Source organism: Flavobacterium sediminis, assembly GCF_003148385.1.
Lineage (GTDB): Bacteria > Bacteroidota > Bacteroidia > Flavobacteriales > Flavobacteriaceae > Flavobacterium > Flavobacterium sediminis.
The window spans coordinates 45071-64865 of sequence record NZ_CP029463.1 but is presented as its reverse complement, the minus strand read 5'-3'; the positions used below and the strand labels follow the sequence as shown (position 1 = coordinate 64865).

General features: G+C 37.0%; 13 protein-coding genes. 3 read left to right on the top strand and 10 right to left on the bottom strand.

Annotated features, from left to right (window positions below):
* The first annotated feature begins 30 nt into the window (after positions 1-30).
* Positions 31-1248 (top strand): cation:proton antiporter, encoded by a 1218-nt coding sequence (locus DI487_RS00260; protein WP_109567872.1) that lies wholly within the window; start codon positions 31-33, stop codon positions 1246-1248.
* A 67-nt stretch (positions 1249-1315) separates the two neighbouring features.
* On the opposite strand, the gene DI487_RS00255 is transcribed toward DI487_RS00260, so the two are convergent.
* The 10 genes from DI487_RS00255 to DI487_RS00210 form a co-directional block, all read right to left on the bottom strand.
* Positions 1316-3106: an acyl-CoA dehydrogenase family protein gene (locus tag DI487_RS00255; RefSeq protein ID WP_109567871.1), complete on the bottom strand. Its 1791-nt coding sequence runs from the start codon at positions 3104-3106 to the stop codon at positions 1316-1318.
* Between the two features lie 23 nt (positions 3107-3129).
* Entirely contained in the window at positions 3130-4314 is a 1185-nt protein-coding gene (locus tag DI487_RS00250; protein WP_109567870.1) for an acetyl-CoA C-acyltransferase, read from the bottom strand.
* An 84-nt stretch (positions 4315-4398) separates the two neighbouring features.
* Positions 4399-6789: a 3-hydroxyacyl-CoA dehydrogenase/enoyl-CoA hydratase family protein gene (locus DI487_RS00245; RefSeq protein WP_109567869.1), complete on the bottom strand. Its 2391-nt coding sequence runs from the start codon at positions 6787-6789 to the stop codon at positions 4399-4401.
* An 18-nt stretch (positions 6790-6807) separates the two neighbouring features.
* Entirely contained in the window at positions 6808-7260 is a 453-nt protein-coding gene (locus DI487_RS00240; RefSeq protein ID WP_109567868.1) for a MarR family winged helix-turn-helix transcriptional regulator, read from the bottom strand.
* 98 nt (positions 7261-7358) lie between these two features.
* Positions 7359-8123 carry a DUF4382 domain-containing protein gene (locus DI487_RS00235; RefSeq protein WP_109567867.1) on the bottom strand — a complete coding sequence of 255 codons (765 nt, stop codon included), beginning with the start codon at positions 8121-8123 and terminating at the stop codon, positions 7359-7361.
* Between the two features lie 112 nt (positions 8124-8235).
* Positions 8236-10017 carry an AMP-dependent synthetase/ligase gene (locus DI487_RS00230; protein WP_109567866.1) on the bottom strand — a complete coding sequence of 594 codons (1782 nt, stop codon included), beginning with the start codon at positions 10015-10017 and terminating at the stop codon, positions 8236-8238.
* A gap of 144 nt (positions 10018-10161) precedes the next feature.
* Positions 10162-11937, bottom strand: a complete 1776-nt coding sequence (locus DI487_RS00225) for an AMP-dependent synthetase/ligase (RefSeq protein WP_109567865.1) — start codon at positions 11935-11937, stop codon at positions 10162-10164.
* A gap of 189 nt (positions 11938-12126) precedes the next feature.
* A complete protein-coding gene (gene purL / locus DI487_RS00220) occupies positions 12127-15816 on the bottom strand; it encodes a phosphoribosylformylglycinamidine synthase (RefSeq protein ID WP_109567864.1) in 3690 nt (1229 codons plus the stop codon).
* 172 nt (positions 15817-15988) lie between these two features.
* A complete protein-coding gene (locus tag DI487_RS00215) occupies positions 15989-16633 on the bottom strand; it encodes a DUF1579 domain-containing protein (RefSeq protein ID WP_109567863.1) in 645 nt (214 codons plus the stop codon).
* Positions 16634-16651: 18 nt separating this feature from the next.
* Positions 16652-18178: a hypothetical protein gene (locus tag DI487_RS00210; RefSeq protein WP_109567862.1), complete on the bottom strand. Its 1527-nt coding sequence runs from the start codon at positions 18176-18178 to the stop codon at positions 16652-16654.
* Between the two features lie 120 nt (positions 18179-18298).
* Between DI487_RS00210 and DI487_RS00205 the strand changes: the two genes are divergently transcribed.
* Complete coding sequence (locus tag DI487_RS00205) at positions 18299-18721, top strand: PaaI family thioesterase (protein WP_109570548.1); 423 nt, start codon at positions 18299-18301, stop codon at positions 18719-18721.
* A gap of 1 nt (position 18722) precedes the next feature.
* Positions 18723-19769, top strand: coding sequence for an isochorismate synthase (locus DI487_RS00200; protein WP_109567861.1), 1047 nt, complete (start codon positions 18723-18725; stop codon positions 19767-19769).
* Positions 19770-19795 lie beyond the last annotated feature (26 nt).

Sequence of the window (19795 nt, the reverse complement as noted above, 5' to 3'; positions counted from 1 at the left end):
CTATTTTTATCTTGCTATAAAATAACGCCCATGAATTTCGCTATTATCATCACTATATGTGTTTTACTTTTATTAGCTTATTTATTTACTATTACTTCTTCAAAGACAAAGATACCTTCGGTTATCTTATTATTGCTTTTAGGTTGGGTAGTAAAACAAGCTACAGAAGTGATCCATTTAGTCACTCCGGATCTGGAGCCGCTTTTAGAATTTTTCGGAACAATCGGTTTGGTGCTGATCGTTCTTGAGGGATCTTTAGAGCTGGATCTGAACAAGCGGAAATTACCTTTTGTAGCGAAAACGGTTGTGACGGCAATATTACCTTTGATCATTACAGCCTTTGTTATCGGACACTTTTTTTATTATTTTTTAGATGCAACTTATAAAGAGGGCTTAATTAATGCAATTCCTTTGTGTATCATCAGTAGTGCAATTGCTATTTCCAGTGTGGGGAATTTAGGTGTATTTAACAAAGAGTTTGCTATTTATGAAAGTAGTTTGTCAGATATTCTCGGTGTTTTATTTTTTAATTTTTTAGCGCTTAATACTGTGATCAACCTTGAAACTCTCGGGAATTTTACCTTAGAGGTTTTCTTAATGTTACTGATCTCATTTATAGCAACAGCATTTTTAGCATTTTTGTTGAGTAGGATAGACCACCATGTGAAATTTGCTCCGATTATTTTATTGATCATATTGATCTTTGCAATTTCTGAAATATACCATTTGCCGGCATTGATTTTTATTATGTTATTCGGTTTATTTCTTGGAAATTTTGACGAGTTAGATCGTTTTAAATTCATTCAGAAGCTAAAACCCAGAACATTGAACCGGGAAGTAGTTAAGTTTAAAGAACTGATAGGAGAGGCCGCTTTTTTAGTTCGTTCACTGTTCTTTTTATTGTTTGGCTTTTTAATGAAAACGGAAGATATATTAAATCCTAATACGCTAGAGTTGGCTCTGGGAATTGTAGCATTGATCTACTTGGTCAGAGCGATTCAGCTAAAAGTGTTTAAAGTAAAATTGATGCCGTTATTATTTATTGCTCCTCGAGGGTTGATCACGATCTTATTGTTCTTGAAAATCCCTTTGGAGAGTAAGATTCCTTTAGTCAATAAAGCATTGATTATTCAGGTTATTGTTTTGTCAGCTCTGGTTATGATGATAGGGTTGATCTTTGACAAAAAAGATAAGGTACAGGTAGAAGAAGAACCCGTAGATGAAGAAAAAAATGAGGTACTTCCTTAATTAACATAAGAAAGGCTGCCTTAGGCAGCCTTTACTTTTAACAAACTAAACCAAAATGTTGCTGTAATTAATAACAGTATTGGTTTTCTGAAATTAATTTAGCAGCAATTTTGTCTCGTAACGCTACCACATTTGGCATGTTTACATATTTTGTAAAACGGCGTAATCCCATTAACATCATGCGTTGTTCATCACCTTCTGCAAAAGAAACGATTCCTTCTTTTCCTCTTTTAGTAATGATATCTACAGCATTGTATAAATACAATTGAGCCATTGCAATTTGTTCCTGAGCTTTCTCTTCGCCTACTTTTTTAACTAATTTTTCAGTTCTTAAAATTGTGCTTTCTGCCATGTAAATTTCAATTAGCATATCAGCAGCAGCCATTAATAACTGTTGGTGTTTGTCTAATTCTTGTCCGAATTTTTGAACTGCCGCACCGGCAACCATTAAGAATGATTTTTTCAATTTTGCGATCATTTCTTTTTCTTCTGCAAAAAGTTCGGTGTAATCCGGAGTATCGAATGAAGGGATTCCCATTAATTCTTCGGCAACAGCCATAGCCGGACCTAGTAAATCAACGTGACCTTTCATTGCTTTTTTGATCAACATACCTACAGAAAGCATACGGTTGATCTCGTTTGTACCTTCATAGATACGAGCAATACGAGCATCTCTCCAAGCACTTTCCATTGGAGTGTCTTCAGAGAATCCCATACCACCGAAGATCTGAATACCTTCGTCAGAACAGTTTTGGATATCTTCAGAAACTGCTACTTTTAAGATAGAACATTCTATAGCAAATTCTTCAACACCCTTTAGTTCAGCTTCCTGATGTGTATTTCCTTCTTCTTGACGAATTTCAATACGTTTCTGAATGTCGGCAGCAGCACGATAGGTTGCACTTTCTCCGGCATAAGCAGAAGTTGCCATTTCAGCTAATTTCGCCTGAATAGCACCAAAACTAGAAATAGGTGTTTTAAACTGAATTCTTTCATTGGCATATTTTACAGATTCTGTAATGTTTCTTCTTTGAGCATCTAAACAAGCCGCTCCAAGTTTAATACGACCAACGTTTAAGGCATTCATAGCAATTTTGAAACCTTCACCGCGACCTGCTAACATGTTTTCAACCGGAACTTTAGTTTCGTTGAAGAAAACCTGACGGGTAGAAGAAGAGCGAATACCTAATTTGTGTTCTTCATCACCCAAAGAAATTCCGTTTGAAGGATCGTTCTCAACAATAAAACCGGTAATGTTCTTATCGTCTTCAATACGTGCAAAAACGATAAATAAATTACAGAACCCGGCATTAGAGATCCACATTTTACCTCCGGTAATTTTGTAATGTGTTCCGTCTTCTGACAAAACAGCTTTAGTTTTTCCGGAATTAGCATCAGAACCGGCACCCGGCTCTGTTAAACAGTAAGCACCAAACCACTCACCGGAAGCTAATTTCGGAACGTATTTTTGTTTTTGTTCTTCTGTACCGTATAAAGTAATCGGCATTGTACCGATACCAGTATGGGCTCCGAAAGCGGTAGAGAATGAACCTGTTGCTCCTGAGATGTAATCACATACTAATACGGTATTTACAAATCCCATTCCCATTCCGCCGTAAGCTTCAGGAACAGCAACGCTTAAGAATCCAAGTTCGCCCGCTTTACGCATACACTCTTCAGTAAAAGCGTAATCTTTTTTCTCAAAACGCTCTTTGTTTGCCCATAGTTCTTTGTCCACGAATTCTTTTACAGAATCGCGCATCATGATTTGCTCTTCCGAGAAATCTTCTGGTGTGAAAATAGCATCACACTTTGTTTCTTTTACTAGGAATTGACCTCCTCTTAGAATATCAGCCATCTTTATTTGTTTTTTTATTATTTTTATTTTAAAAATTCATAGATTGCAGCAGCACCTTGTCCGGTACCTACACACATTGTAACCATTCCGTATTTGTTGTTGCGTAAGCGCATTTCATCAAATAATTGAACTGCAAGTTTTGCTCCTGTACAACCTAGCGGATGGCCTAAAGCAATAGCTCCTCCGTTTACATTGATAATTTCAGGATTCAGATCTAATTCGCGAATTACGGCTAAGGATTGAGAAGCGAATGCCTCGTTCAATTCGATTAATTCAATGTCAGATTGTTTTAATCCGGCTTGTTTTAATGCTTTCGGAATAGCTTTTACCGGTCCGATACCCATAATTCTTGGTTCAACTCCGGCAGCGGCATAGTTTACTAAACGGGCAATTGGTTCAAGGTTCAATTCTTTTACCATTTCCTCACTCATGATCAGTACAAAAGCGGCACCGTCACTCATTTGAGAGGAGTTCCCCGCTGTTACGCTACCGTCAGCAGCAAAAACAGGACGAAGTTTGGCCAATGCTTCAATAGAAGTTCCTGCTCTTGGTCCTTCATCTTTTGAAACGGTATAAGAATTAGTTTCTTTTTTTCCTTTTTCATTTACAAAAGTATGCTCAACGGTAATCGGAACAATTTGTTTGTCAAATTTACCATCAGCCTGTGCTTTTAAGGCTTTCATATGTGAATTATAAGCAAATTCATCTTGGTCTTCACGAGAAACGTTGAATTGATTAGCAACTGCTTCAGCCGTTAACCCCATTCCCCAGTAATAATCTTCGTGTCCCTGAGCCGCTACTTTATAATCCGGGGTAGGTTTGTAACCTCCCATCGGAATGTAACTCATACTTTCAGCTCCTCCGGCAATGATACAATCTGCCATTCCAGATTGGATCTTAGCAGTAGCCATAGCGATAGTTTCAGAACCTGAAGCACAGTATCTGTTAACTGTTACCCCCGGAACGTCTTCAATTTTTAATCCCATTAATGAAATTAAACGACCTACATTCAAGCCTTGTTCTGCTTCCGGCATTGCATTACCTACAATCACGTCATCAATACGAGTTTTATCAAAATTCGGTAACTCGCTCATCATGTGCTCAATAGTTTCAGCAGCCAATTCATCCGGTCTTTTAAAGCGGAAGACTCCTTTTGGGGCTTTTCCCACTGCTGTTCTATATGCTTTTACTATATATGCTGTTTTCATATTGTTTGTTTTTAAGAGAAATAAAGAAAGAAGAAAGAGAAAAGACAAAGCTTGTATCTTGCTTCTTCTGTCTTGTTTCTAAATTTAATTTCTTAATGGTTTACCTTTAGTTAACATGTATTGGATTCTCTCAAGCGTTTTGCGTTCTCCTGTTAAACTTAAGAAAGCTTCACGTTCTAAGTCTAATAAATATTGTTCTGTTACTAATGTTGGTTCTGACAGATCGCCTCCGGCCATTACATAAGCTAATTTGTTAGCGATTTTCCTGTCATGCTCAGAAATGTATTTTCCGGCTTCCATACTGTCAGTTCCTACTAAGAACATACCTAAAGCTTGTTTACCTAATACTTTGATATCTTTGCGATGAACAGGTTGTGTATAACCTTGTTCTGCCATTTGTAAAGCAATCTGTTTAGCTGTAGCAATCTGACGGTCTTTATTAACCACAACTATGTCTCGTCCTTTCAATAAAACTCCGGTATCAAAACCTTCGTAAGCAGAAGTTGCTACTTTGGCCATACCTACGGTTAAGAAATATTCTTGTAAAACATTCAATTCAACATCATTTTTACGGAAAGTATCAGAAGCTCTTAAAGCCATTTCTTTTGAACCACCTCCGCCAGGGATCACACCTACACCAAATTCAACTAAACCGATATAGGTTTCTGCAGCAGCAACAGCTCTGTCAGAATGCATAGTCAGCTCGCAACCGCCACCTAATGTCATACCATGTGGCGCGGCAATAACCGGGATGGCAGAATAACGGCATCGCATCATAGTATCCTGGAACATTTTGATCGCCATATTCAACTCATCATATTCTTGTTCCACTGCCATCATGAAGATCATGGCTAAATTAGCACCTACAGAGAAATTAGCATCCTGGTTACCGATCACTAATCCGTTATAGCCTTTTTCAGCCATATCGATAGCTTTGTTGATGCCTTGAAGTACACCGGCACCAATGGAATTCATTTTGGATGTAAATTCTAAGTTTAAGATTCCGTCTCCTAAGTCCGTAATGATACTTTCACTGTTATTCCAGACTTTTTTACTTTCACGGATGTTATTTAAGATAATGAAAGCATCTTGTCCGGGAACTTTTTCTGCCTTTTTAGAAGAGATAGAGTAGTAGTAAGTAGCTCCGTCTTTAACTGAATAGAAAGAAGTAGTTCCGGTAGCTAACATTTCTGTTACCCAAGCAGCCGGTTCGTATCCTTCAGCTTTCATCATTTCAATTCCTTTCTCTACACCGATAGCATCCCAAATTTCAAATGGTCCGTTTTCCCATCCGAATCCGGCTTTCATAGCATCATCAATTTTGTAGAAATCTTCTGTGATCTCAGGAACTCTATTAGAACAGTAAGTAAATAAACCAGAGAAGTTTTTGCGATAGAATTCTCCTGCTTTATCTTTTCCCCCTACTAAAACTTTAAAACGTTTAATAGGCTTGTCAATTGCTTTAGTTAGATCTAATGTAGCGAAAGAAGCTTTTTTGCTTGGGCGGTATTCTAAAGTATCTAAATCTAATGAAAGGATGTCTTTTCCTTCTTTTTTGTAAAAACCTTGTTTTGTTTTGCTTCCTAACCATTTGTTTTCCATCATGGTATTGATGAAATCAGGAAGTTTAAATAATTCGTGAGCTTCGTCGTTAGGACAGTTGTCATAAATTCCGTTAGCTACATGAACTAATGTGTCTAAACCAACAACATCGACTGTACGGAAAGTAGCTGATTTGGGACGACCGATAACCGGACCTGTTAGTTTATCTACTTCTTCAATGGTTAAGCCCATTTCTTTAACTTGGTGGAAAAGGCTCATAATTCCATAGATACCGATACGGTTTCCGATGAATGCCGGAGTATCTTTAGCTACAACAGAAGTTTTGCCTAAGAATTTTTCACCGTATCCGTTTAAGAAATCCAATACTTCTTGTGACGTTTTCGGTCCCGGAATAATTTCAAATAATTTTAAGTAACGAGCCGGATTAAAGAAGTGTGTTCCGCAGAAGTGCTGTTGGAAATCTTCACTTCTTCCTTCGCTCATAAAGTGAATCGGAATACCGGAAGTATTTGAGGTAATCAATGTGCCCGGTTTTCTATATTTTTCTACTTGTTCAAAAACTAATTTCTTGATATCAAGTCGCTCTACAACAACCTCAATGATCCAATCAACATCAGCTATTTTTGCCATATCATCCGTAGTGTTTCCGGTGGTAATTCTATCGGCAAAACTTTGGTGATAAATAGGAGAAGGTTTTGATTTCAGAGCATTTGTTAAATGCTCGTTGACAATTCTGTTTCTTACGGCTTTACTTTCTAGGGTAAGACCTTTTTTTTGTTCAGCTTCTGTTAGCTCTCTCGGAACAATGTCTAAAAGTAATACTTCGACACCTATGTTGGCAAAATGGCAAGCGATACCGCTCCCCATAATTCCCGAACCTATAACAGCAACTTTTTTGATGTTACGTTTCATATTTTTTGGTTGTTTTTATTATTTGTTATCTTCTTTGTTCTCAAAAATTTTCTTTTCCGAAATTAATTCATTGATTACTTCGGCTACTTCAATAAAATGTTGTAATTGTTCTTCATTGACATGAGCTTTAATAACTTCATTAAATTGTAGAACGGTTGATTTTGACAGTTCTCTTTTTTCCTTGCCTTCTTCTGTTAAGTGTACTAAAACACCTCTTCCGTCACTGGGATTTTTTTTTCTGTAAATCAGTCCTTTTTCTTCCATAGATTTTAAAGTACGAGTTAAGCTGGTAGCTTCCATTCCCATTCGCGGACCTAATGCGGTGGAAGGGGAACCGTTATCTTTATCTATAGTCAACAAAGCAAAACCGGTAGCCATAGAAGCTCCGTATTTGTTAGCTTCTTCATTATACATTCGGGCTACAGCTTGCCAAGTGGCTCTTAATATATAATCTATTGTTTTATCTTTCATCTATTGTTTTTTACTAAAACGTTTTCAAATATAAAAAAAAATACTATGCACGCATAGTATTTTTAGAAAAATTTAATATTTTTTTACTTTTTTTAATGTTATGGTAAAATTAGTGCCTCTAAATTGGTTTCTGTGTTAGCCATGACCTCAATATTTTGAATTGTTAAAGATGTCAAAGGCGCTTCTGGAGTGATACTAATTGTATAAGTTCCGGGTGCTAATCCTAATAGTTGAAATTCACTGTTTTCGTCAACAATTGTTGTGAATTCTTCTCCTGTTGCGGAAATTGCAGTAACAGTAGCATTGATTCCGGTTGTAGAAATGGATCCGCTTACGGAACCGGTAATCTGTACATTGACCTCGCGTAAAACCGGTTTTAGAGAGTAAGAACCGTTTCCTTCAACGACAATTGAACTGTGTGCATCAAAATCAATTAGAATAGTATTCTGAACATTAGCGTCCAATTCTTGATTGACCAACAATTTCAAACCTGATTGTTGAGCACTGGGAGTACTTAGTGGATAGGTTTGTCCGTTGACAACAATGCTGTTGTTTTCTCCTAAAATTAATCGAATTTGTGTGACATAGGCACTTTGTATTTCGTCAGATGCAATTTCAACAGTAACACCATTTGAAAGTTCTAACAAATTGTAAACCTGTGCTTCAGTTTCTAAGTCATAAGTTGCTCCGTCTGAAGTTTTAACTTCTACTCCCTGAACATCAATATATACTGCATCATAAGGAGCAGGAGCATCGGTCATTTTTACATTATAACTATACGATTGTGCTTGTGAGTCATTATCATTACAAGAAATGAATAATAGTGTTGTTGCTACGCTTACAAATAAAAATAACTTTTTCATAGAAATTGTTTTTTATGTTAACAATACAAAGGTCGTGTGAAGTACTTTATATTGCATTATAATATTTTTTGGTTTTGTTATACAATTCCCAGAAAAAGTTATTTGCTAAATATTATTGGGGATTATAGATCTTTTGGTATAAATCTTTATATTTTTCCAATATAATTTTACGTTTCAATTTCATAGTAGGTGTCAGGTGACCGTCTTCGACTGACCAGATATCAGGGGTTAATTCAAACTTCTTGACTTTTTCCCAATTACCGAATCTTTCATTATAATGATCTACTTCTTCCTGAAATCTTTTTATGACATCGTCATTTTTACAGATCTCACTGTTGGTCGTACCGATGTTTAAGTCCTGATGTCTGGAAGCCCATTCTTTGACAAAATCAAAGTTAGGTTGTATGAATGCCGCCGGCATTTTTTCGCCTTCTCCAATAACCATGATTTGTTCTATAAAACGAGACTGTTTAAATGTGTTTTCCAGAATTTGAGGCGCAACATATTTGCCGCCTGAAGTTTTAAACATTTCTTTTTTACGATCTGTTATCTTCAGAAAGCCTTCTGTATCAATTTCTCCGATATCCCCAGTATGAAAATAGCCGTTTTGTAAAGCCTCATTTGTTTTTTCTTCGTCTTTGTAATAACCTGTCATAACGTTAGGTCCTTTACAAAGAATTTCACCGTCTTCTGCTATTTTTACTTCAACACCATTTAATACTTTGCCGACAGTTCCTACTTTGAAACCTTTGTTTCGCATATCGTTTACTGAAATAACGGGTGAAGTTTCGGTTAATCCGTAGCCTTCCATAACCGGAATTCCGGCTGCGGTGAAAACCTTTGTTAAACGAGGTTGTAAAGCAGCACTACCGGAAACTAAGAGTTTCAATTCGCCGCCTAGAGCTTCTTGCCACTTGGAGAAAATTAGTTTTCGGGCAATTTTTAACTGGAATTCATACCACCAACCGTTTTCTTCGTAAGGTTTGTATTGTATCCCTAAGCCGGTAGCCCAGAAGAATAATTTCTTTTTAATACCTGTCAATTCAGCACCTTTGGCATATATTTTATCGTATACTTTTTCTAACAATCTCGGAACAACGGTCATTACATTCGGATGAATCTCTTTTAGGTTATCGGAAATCTTATCGATGCTTTCAGCAAAGTAAACAGAAACTCCAAAGTATTGGTACAAATAGAGGATCATTCGTTCAAAGATGTGGCAGATAGGAAGAAAGCTCAATGCTTTAAAATTACCGGGAGCAAAAGGCACGCGTTCTGCACTCATAAGAACGTCAGAAACGATATTCTGATGGGTAAGCATTACACCTTTAGGGCGTCCGGTTGTTCCTGAAGTATAGATAATAGTTGCTAAATCTGTCGTTACGATCGAATCTTTCCGTTTTTCAACTTCTTCCTGATTGCTAACGTCTTCTCCTAAAGTCAAAAGTTCATTCCAATTCTTACAACCGGGAATTTCATTATACGAATAGATTTCTTTTAAGGAAGAAACATTCTTTTTAATGGAATTGATCTTTTCAAATACTTCTTCGTCGGAAATAAAACAGTAAACCGATTCTGAGTGGTTTAAAATATATTCATAATCTTCCGCGGAAATAGTAGGGTAAATAGGAACAGTTTGTGCCCCGGTTTGTAACACACCTATATCCGTAATATTCCATTCTGTTCTGTTAGTCGATGAAATGATGGCTATTTTTTCATTTTTTTGGATTCCTAACCGTACTAATGACCGGGAAAGTTTATTGGCTTCGTCAATGTATTTTTGAGTAGAAGTTTTTATCCATTGTCCATCATATTTGGTTACCAAAGCATCTTGTAAATTGTACTTTTGAAGTTGGTAATATGGAAAATCAAACAAGCGTGTTATTTCGTTCATTTTTTAATTATTTCTATATTGCAAATTAATGAATTTGTATTTTAAACCCAAATTTTTTTGTCAATACATAATTTAATTAACATTTTTTTGAAATAACATTTACAGCTTGTTTATAAATTTTATGAAATAAAAAAAATCTACAGTTTAATTACTGTAGATTTTGTCGTATAACTCTTTGTATTGTGCTAATATTTGTTTTCGTTTGAGTTTCAGAGTAGGGGTAAGCTGACCACCTTCAATTGTCCAGATGTCAGGGGTTAATTCAAATTTTTTGATTTGTTCCCATTTTCCGAATTTAGGATTAATCGAATCTAAAACTTTTTGTACTCTTGCTATTACTTGTGGATTTTGAGCAATTTCAGCATTGGTATTACCAATTTGAATTTGTTTGCGTTCTGCCCAGTTTTTTACAAATTCAAAATCGAGTTGTATAAAGGCTGCCGGCATTTTTTGTCCTTCGCCAATTACCATGATCTGCTCTATGAATCGGGATTGTTTGAAATCATTTTCCAGAACTTGTGGAGCAACATATTTTCCACCGGAAGTTTTGAACATTTCTTTTTTACGATCTGTAATTTTTAAGAAGCCTTCAGAGTCAATTTCCCCGATGTCTTCGGTATGAAAATAGCCGTCTTTGATCATTTCTGCTGTTTTAGCCTCATCTTTGTAATATCCCATCATTACTATTGGACCTTTACAAAGAATCTCACCGTCAGCAGCAATTTTTACCTCAATGTTATCCAGTGGCTTTCCGACCGTTCCGATTTTGAAACCACCATTTCTCATATCATTTACAGCAATAACCGGAGAAGTTTCAGTTAATCCGTAACCTTCCATAACGATCATTTTACTAGCTGTAAAAACACGGATCAAGCGGTGTTGCAACGGAGCACTTCCGGATACGATAATTTCTAAATTGCCTCCTAATCCTTCTTTCCATTTGCTTAGGACTAATTTATTGGCAATGGCTAATTTTAATTCATATAACCAACCGTTTTTTCTGTAAGGTTCGTATTGTTCACCAATTTTTACTGACCAAAAGAACAATGCTTTTTTGATACCGCCAAGTTCTGCTCCTTTTTCGGTGATCTTATCGTATACTTTTTCTAACAATCTAGGAACAACAGTCATTACATTAGGTTTTACTTCCTTAATGTTGTCGGCTATTTTATCAATGGATTCGGCATAATAAATTGCAATTCCGGAGTATTGATAAATGTAGGTTAGTACCCGTTCAAAGACATGGCAAATGGGTAAAAAGCTCATCGCTCTGCTTTTTCCTAATTTTAGTGGAACTCTTTTGAATGATCCTAAGGCATCACTTACTAAATTTTCGTGGGAAAGCATTACGCCTTTAGGTTTTCCGGTAGTTCCGGATGTATAAATAATGGTGACTAAATCTTTAGTGCTAACATTATTTTTTGCTTCTTCAACTTTATCCTGATTGGATGAATTTTTACCAAGGTTGACTAACTCTTCCCAGTTTTTACAACCCTGAACTGCATCAAAAGAATAGATATCTTTTACAAATGGAAGCTTATCCTTAATAGAATTTAGTTTCTGGAATAAAACTTCATCGGAAACGAAACACAATTCGGCTTCTGAGTGGTTAAAAATATAGTCAAATTCTTCTAAAGAAATAGTTGGGTAGATAGGTACGGAAACAGCACCGATCTGTGAGATCCCGATGTCCATAATGTTCCATTCGGTTCTGTTATTAGATGAAATTAAAGCAATTTTACTTCCTTTTTTTATCCCTAAATCCAGTAAGGCTCTGGAAATAGCATTAGCCTTTTCTATATATTCAGCAGTGGAAGTTTTAATCCAGTTTCCGGCTACTTTAGTTACAAAAGCATCATTAAGATTGTACTTTTCCAATTGGTAATATGGAAAATCAAATATTCTGGTAATTTTATTCATTTTTTCAGAAAATTAGTGGCTGCAAAGTAAGAAAAATATATTTATTTGGGAGCTTTTTTATTGTTTTCTTAGAGTAAAAGAATTGATTTTCAGTGTATTGTATTGATTTACTGAATATTATGCGTGCATATAAAAAAGAATCCCCGCAAAAATGAGCGGGGATTTTATTTATTTCAGAAAGCTTTTCTATTATTTATTCTTTTCGTCAATCCATTTTCTGGCATTTACAAAAGCTTCAATCCATGGAGAAACTAAATCTTTTTGCCCTCTGTCTGGATAGTAAGCCCAGTTCCAAGGGAAAGCAGAACGCTCAATGTGTGGCATCATTACCAGATGTCTTCCGGTACTGTCACACATCATAGCGGTATTGAAATCTGAACCGTTAGGATTTGCGGGATAACCTTCGTAAGCATATTTTGCTACAATATTGTATTGCTCTTCACCGTAAGGCAGTCTGAATTTACCTTCACCGTGAGAGATCCAAACTCCTAAAGTAGTTCCTGCTAAAGTAGACAGCATGACGGAATTGTTTTCTTGAACGGTTACACTGGTGAATCCGCTTTCGTGCTTGTGCGACGTGTTGTGCTGCATTTTTCCGTGTATCTCATGTTCCGGATTGATTAATTCCAATTCCATGAACAATTGGCAACCGTTACAAATACCTACAGATAAAGTGTCTTCTCTTTTAAAGAAGTTTTTTAATGCAGTATTTGCTTTTTCATTATATAAAAAGGCACCGGCCCAACCTTTTGCAGAGCCTAAAACGTCTGAATTGGAAAAACCACCGACAGCGCCTATAAACTGAATGTCTTCTAAAGTTTCTCTACCGGAAATTAAATCGGTCATGTGAACATCTTTAACATCAAATCCGGCTAAATACATAGCATTTGCCATTTCACGCTCTGAATTACTTCCTTTTTCACGTATAATGGCTGCTTTAGGTCTTACAGTTCCGTTTGCAATGACAGGTTTAGCACCTGTAAAGTTTTTAGGGAATGTATATTGTAAAGGTTGATTTTTGTAATTGTTGTAGCGAGCTTCTGCCATTCCGTTTTTGGATTGTTTCTGATCCAATAGGAATGAAGTCTTATACCACGTATCTCTTAATTCTGTAACAGAGAAGCTGAAAGTATCTTCAAAGTTTTTAAAAGTGACAGTATCACTTTCTGCAACTGAACCGATATTGAAAATTTCAATTCCATTCGCTTTGAATGTTTCCTCTACTGAAGCATCGGCTTGGAAAACTACGGCAATATTTTCGTTGAATAATGCTTTAACGGTATCTTTTTCGTCTAAAACAGACAAATCGTAATGAGCTGCTAAGTTTACATCTGCAAAGCACAGTTCTAATAGAGTAGTTACTAAACCTCCAGAACCGATATCGTGTCCGGCTTTAATTTTACGCTCTTTAATTAAATCTTGTAATGTATTGAAAGCTTTTTTGAAATATGCAGCATTTGTGATAGTAGGAACTTCTGAACCAATTTTATTTAAAACCTGAGCAAAAGAACTTCCTCCTAATTTAAACGAATCTTGTGATAGGTTTAAATAATAGATATTTCCGCCGTTTCTTTGTAAAACAGGTTCAACTACTTTGGTGATATTTGAACAGTTTCCGGCCGCTGAAATAATTACCGTTCCCGGTGCTATTACTTCATCATTCGGATATTTTTGTTTCATGGAAAGCGAATCTTTTCCTGTAGGGATATTGATTCCTAATTCAATCGCGAAGTCTGAACATCCCTGAACGGCTTCGTATAAACGAGCGTCTTCCCCTTCGTTTTTACAAGCCCACATCCAGTTAGCAGAAAGTGAAACGGAATGTAAACCGTCTTTTAAGGGCGCCCAAACGATGTTGGATAACGCTTCTCCTATAGAATTTCTGGAACCTGCCGCCGGATCAACTAATGCAGAGACAGGGGAGTGACCAATTGTTGTGGCGATACCTTCTTTTCCTTTGAAATCTAAAGCCATAACCCCAACATTGTTCAATGGTAATTGTAGAGGTCCGGCGCATTGCTGTTTGGCAACTCGTCCGCCTACACAACGGTCTACTTTGTTGGTTAACCAGTCTTTACACGCTACAGCTTCGAGCTGTAAAAGATGGTTCAGATAAGTAGGTATTTCATTTGAACTATACGTAACATCCGCATAGTTGCGAATGATCTTTTTATCATCCATGATGGTTTTCGGTGAACTTCCGAACATTTCATCGATGGCAAAGTCCATCGGTTTAGCACCGGTAGTTTTGCTTTCAAACGTAAAACGATGGTTTCCGGTAATATCACCTACAGTATACATTGGGGATCGTTCTCGATCTGCAATTTTGTGTAAGGTTTCGATATCTTTTTCACCGATAACCAATCCCATTCTTTCTTGTGATTCATTACCGATAATTTCTTTTGCAGATAGTGTAGGGTCGCCTACCGGTAATTTGTCTAAGTCAATCAATCCTCCGGTTTCTTCCACTAATTCAGATAAACAGTTTAAGTGTCCGCCCGCGCCATGATCGTGAATAGAAACGATCGGGTTTTCATCAGCTTCTACTAAACCGCGAATGGCATTAGCCGCACGTTTTTGCATTTCAGGATTAGAACGTTGGATAGCATTTAATTCAATTCCACTACCAAAGGCTCCTGTATCTGCTGATGAAACTGCAGCTCCACCCATACCGATGCGGTAATTTTCACCTCCTAAAACGACAACTTTATCGCCAACAGAAGGTTTTTGTTTTATTGCCTGGCTTTCTTTTCCGTAGCCAATTCCTCCGGCTAACATAATTACTTTGTCAAATCCTAGTTTACGGGCTTCTTCTTCGTGTTCAAAAGTTAAAACAGAACCTGTAATTAACGGTTGCCCGAATTTGTTCCCGAAATCGGAAGCACCGTTTGAAGCTTTGATCAAGATATCCATTGGTGTTTGGTATAACCAAGGACGTTCTGCCATTCCGTTTTCCCAAGGACGGTTTTCTAGTAAACGAGAATAAGAGGTCATATAAACAGCTGTTCCGGCTAATGGTAAAGAACCTTGCCCTCCGGCTAAACGGTCACGAATTTCACCACCTGAACCGGTTGCAGCACCATTAAAAGGCTCAACAGTAGTAGGGAAGTTGTGTGTTTCTGCTTTTAAGGAAATGACGGCATCAAATTCTTTTTCCTGATAGAAATCAGGCTTGTCTGCACTTTTCGGTGCAAATTGTGTTACTTTAGGACCTTTTAAAAAGGCTACATTGTCTTTATAGGCTGAAACAATATCGTTCGGATTTGTTTCGGATGTTTTCTTGATTAATTTGAATAAGGATGTCGGTTTTTCTTCTCCGTCAATTACAAAAGTGCCGTTAAAAATTTTATGACGGCAGTGTTCAGAATTTACCTGTGAGAAACCGAAAACTTCTGAGTCTGTTAATTTCCTATTGAGCTTAGCCGCTAAATTATCCAGATATGCTACTTCTTCATCACTTAAAGCTAAACCTTCCTGCTGATTATAAGCAGCAATATCTTCAATTTCTAAAATAGGCTCCGGCTGAATGTTGATCGTGTAGATGTCCTGATGCAGCTTAGAATATTTCTGTGACAGCATTGGGTCAAAATCAGAAAAATCAGCATCCACAACCTGGAATTCTTCAATGCGGATAATTCCTTCGATTCCCATATTCTGTGTTATTTCAACAGCGTTAGTACTCCAAGGCGTAACCATAGCTGCTCTTGGACCAACAAAAAAAGCATCCAGTGATGCTCCTTGTGTATTAACAACGGTATGTGTGTTTTCCGCTTGGCTGTTAAATAACCAGTTTAATTTATTAATGTCTTCAGTTGATAATTCGTTATGCGATTGTACGGCATAAACCAAATTGGATGAATTTCCAAAGAAATGAATCATTGTATGTGATGTTTTATTCCGCTGCGCTTCATATAGTTGCTTTGCATCGGGTGTTGTGTTGTTGAAAGTGCAAATTTATTTTAAAAATTTAGAAGTTCAAAGCATTATTTGCTAAGGAAATAAAAAAGCTGTTCGTACAAGAACAGCTTTTAATTATGAGATAAATAAAACGTTACATTTTTCTTTTAGAAAGAATTTCCATTGTTTTGAATTCTTTACCGTCATCACTGACTTCGAACATTTCCATTTTCTGGTTGTTATCGTCTATATAAGTAACTACTTCTTTTACTTTTTTCTCTTTTTTACTTATCGGATCGACCATAGTTCCGAACATCGTTAATTGTTTAGTAGTTTCATCATATTTTCCTCGGGTTACCATTAGTCCGGTTCCCATATTATCGATCCAGGTCGAAATAAATTCTTCTGTGGCATTGTCAAAGGCAGTTATGCTTCTTCCTTCAAAAGGCATTCCCCACATATTCCCTGTATGAATACATTCCTGATAACGACCATCCAAGATCATTTTATATTCTGCTTGAGAAGTAGATTTTTGAGGTTCCGGATTGTCCGGCATCCAAAAAGTAAGGTCAGCGTCCCAGGTTCCGGCATCTTTTGCCATCATGTGGTGTGCATTTGATGGTGTCATATAGACTTCCCATGCTTTGGTAACTGTAGCAGAGTCTGGTTGTTCCGTAACGGCTTCTTCTACGACAGTTTCAGTTTCTGTAGCAGTTTTTTTATCTGCTTTAGGTTCTTCTTTTTTACAGGCTACCAATGTTAGTGCCGCTAAGAGTACAGGTACAAATGCTTTTTTCATAATCTTTACGTTTTTAGTTTATTCAAAGATAATAAAATTATAAGCACCTATGTCAGTGGGACTTATTCTCGGATTGTTTAAAATGTCATTGAATGTTGAATAGGTCGTATTTGCTGCTCCTTTTGCCGCTGAATTATCACCGATAATCATCTCATTGTTATCCGGATCTTTAAAATCCGGAAGGTTACTGTTGTAAATTTCGGCAATAATGCAATTGCTATAATGGGAACCAACGAATTGATATTCGGCAATGTTTCCGAATTGATTACTAGAGTCTATGAATTTAATCAGACAACTGTCAAATAAGAAATTGTAATTTGCATCGTTAGTTCCGTATCTGCTGAAATATAGCGATTGATTGGTCGAACCGTACACAATACAATTTTTAAAATTAGCCTGAGTTAAGGCATATTCCGGACTTCCGTCATAATCATCGATCATGATACAATATTGACTGGGTGTCGCCCAATAATTAGCAAAAGTACAATGGGTAAAGTCGTAGCTTCCGCCGAAACTACAGGATAAAGCAGTTTCACCACAATTGTTAATTACTACATTTCGTCCGGTCATATTTCCGGTTCGGGCTAATATTCCAACGTTAGAACAATTGTAGATCTGAGTGTTTTGTATGTCAATTGTCGGAGTGGCTGTACCGTCATTTCCGGTAACAAATAGTCCTACAGTAGCATTTTTTACGGTTAAGTTAGAGATCGTATTGTTGGTACTTCCTTGTGAGAACCAAATCGTCCCCCATTGTCCCGGAACATCTGCAAAGCCGGGTTCCAGGCGGTCACCTTCAAAGATCACTTCATTTTCAAGCTCTTCAGTATTTGAATAGGTACCGTTGATCTGTAATGAGGCATTATTGGCCACAATTAAACCGGATTCGGCATGAAAGTGTACACGAGCTCCTGCGTCAACAATTAATGTTTTAGTAGACGGAACGGCTGCGTAACCATAAATGACATAGGGTTTTGAGTTGTTCCAGTGCAGTTCGTTTCCGTTAACAGGGTCAGTTTCGTCTAAAAAGAAACCGTAAATTTCGTCTTCTCCGATAGGAAGTGTTTCTGTTGTTCCGTTTCCGAAACGTTGCGGATAAAGGAAGTAGGCATCCTGAATCAATGTAACTAATTCTACTTTTTGAAAATTACCCGAATCGCCGAAAAGAATTTGATCGGTATATAAAAAATCGGTCGGATTAGCTTCTGAGATATCCGAAGTCACTTCTATGAAAACGAACATGCTATCTTTTGCCAACAGTTCGACATTTTGAAAAGTTTTTCCGGGTATTCCATCTACCATTAAGCGGTAGTTTGAGCTTTCGCCTTTTCCCAGTTCGATTTTAGGAATAGCAATATTTTTATCACTTCTATTATAAACCTTTAAAGTATAGGTACTGGAACCGATATTGGTAAAAACCGTATCGAGGTATACTGTATCTCTTGAAAAACTTAAATTTCCGGTGCTGGGTTCAAAATCAAAATCATTTCGGCACGAAACTAAGGCAGTCAGAGTAATTGCCAAGATATAAATGTAATGACGCATATTTGTCGCAATTTTTGGTAAAAATAAGTTTTTTTTACAAATGTTAACGTTTTACCAAATGATTTGTTGTGTTTCGCAGGAGTGAATGAAATTTGTACTTTTGAAAAAAATACGGAATACATGTTTGACAAAGAAGCAGTGATAAAATTATGCAACGATCTATCAAAAAATACCTTGATGACTACGTTGGAAATAGAATATATAGATGCCGGAGAAGATTTTTTAACAGCTAAAATGCCGGTTAATCCTAGAGTACACCAACCGATGGGCTTATTACACGGAGGCGCGAGTGTAGCTTTAGCAGAAAGTGTAGGTAGTGCCGCTTCCATTATGTTTGTGAACCCCGAAAAGCAGGAGGTACGAGGAATTGAGATCAGTGCCAATCACTTACGAAGTAAAAGAGAAGGGACAGTTTATGCTACGGCGCGTATAATTCACAAAGGAAGAAGCTTACATCTCTGGGAGATCAGAATTGTGGATGAAGAGGATCGTTTGATCTCATTGTGTAAATTGACCAATATGGTTTTGCCAAGAAAAAGTTGAGATGGATATTTTTTCAGCCATTAATCATCATAAAGCTCAAAACCTACCTTTTGTAGTATTTGCAAAACCTGATGAGAATAAGGTTCTAGCTCATTTACAACAGGATGATGTGTTGTATACCGTTGAACAATTTACGGAAAGCGGTTTTGTCTTAGCGAGTTTTAACCAAGATGAAGTGTATTACATTCCTGAAGAAAAGTCAGATTACTTAGAGTTTGAAATTTCGAAAGATCTGGATTTTTTGATCGAGCCAAAAGCATCAGGTTCTTTTAAAGAGGAAGATAAAATACAGTTTGAACAATTAGTAGCTTCAGCTATTGCTACAATACAATCGGGAAAATGTGAGAAAATTGTAACTTCCCGAAAAGAAGTTCAGGCTGTTTCAGGTTGGGATTGGACGGAAACTTTCCAAAAGATGTTAGTGCTCTATCCAAAGGCTTTCAGGTATTGTTTTTTTCATCCTAAAATAGGAATGTGGATGGGCGCTTCACCGGAACAATTATTGAAAGTAGCTGATCAAAGAATCAAAACAGTAGCACTGGCAGGAACACGTCTTAAAGCAACAGTTGATAAGTACTGGGGACAAAAAGAGGTAGTGGAACAGCAGTTGGTAACTGAATTTATTCAGCGAACATTAGCACCTTTTGTAAAAGAGTTATCGATATCGGAACCTTACACAGCGACTGCAGGAACGATACAGCATATAAAAACGGATATTGAAGCGGAATTAATGGACGAAAATCCGGCCGGTATCATTAAAGCGTTGCATCCGACACCGGCAGTTTGCGGAATGCCTAAGGCTGTAGCTTTAGATTTTTTGAAAGAGCATGAAGGTTATGATCGTAGATTTTATGCCGGATTTATCGGAGAGTTAAATAATACTCAGACGAAGCAAACGGATCTATTTGTTAATTTACGCTGTATGGAAGTACTGTCAGAGAAAGAAGTAGCACTTTATATCGGTTGCGGAATTACTGCTGAAAGTGATCCGGAAGCTGAATTTAAGGAAACGGTTAACAAAGCCGTGACGATGAAGAAAATTTTGTAAAATGAAGTTCTTGGCTTCAATGCCAG

Coding starts and splice junctions, on each gene's coding strand:
- DI487_RS00260 (WP_109567872.1), top strand. CDS start 31: ATGAATTTCGCTATTATCATCACTATATGTGTTTTACTTTTATTAGCT.
- DI487_RS00255 (WP_109567871.1), bottom strand. CDS start 3,106: ATGGCTGATATTCTAAGAGGAGGTCAATTCCTAGTAAAAGAAACAAAG.
- DI487_RS00250 (WP_109567870.1), bottom strand. CDS start 4,314: ATGAAAACAGCATATATAGTAAAAGCATATAGAACAGCAGTGGGAAAA.
- DI487_RS00245 (WP_109567869.1), bottom strand. CDS start 6,789: ATGAAACGTAACATCAAAAAAGTTGCTGTTATAGGTTCGGGAATTATG.
- DI487_RS00240 (WP_109567868.1), bottom strand. CDS start 7,260: ATGAAAGATAAAACAATAGATTATATATTAAGAGCCACTTGGCAAGCT.
- DI487_RS00235 (WP_109567867.1), bottom strand. CDS start 8,123: ATGAAAAAGTTATTTTTATTTGTAAGCGTAGCAACAACACTATTATTC.
- DI487_RS00230 (WP_109567866.1), bottom strand. CDS start 10,017: ATGAACGAAATAACACGCTTGTTTGATTTTCCATATTACCAACTTCAA.
- DI487_RS00225 (WP_109567865.1), bottom strand. CDS start 11,937: ATGAATAAAATTACCAGAATATTTGATTTTCCATATTACCAATTGGAA.
- purL (WP_109567864.1), bottom strand. CDS start 15,816: ATGATTCATTTCTTTGGAAATTCATCCAATTTGGTTTATGCCGTACAA.
- DI487_RS00215 (WP_109567863.1), bottom strand. CDS start 16,633: ATGAAAAAAGCATTTGTACCTGTACTCTTAGCGGCACTAACATTGGTA.
- DI487_RS00210 (WP_109567862.1), bottom strand. CDS start 18,178: ATGCGTCATTACATTTATATCTTGGCAATTACTCTGACTGCCTTAGTT.
- DI487_RS00205 (WP_109570548.1), top strand. CDS start 18,299: ATGTTTGACAAAGAAGCAGTGATAAAATTATGCAACGATCTATCAAAA.
- DI487_RS00200 (WP_109567861.1), top strand. CDS start 18,723: ATGGATATTTTTTCAGCCATTAATCATCATAAAGCTCAAAACCTACCT.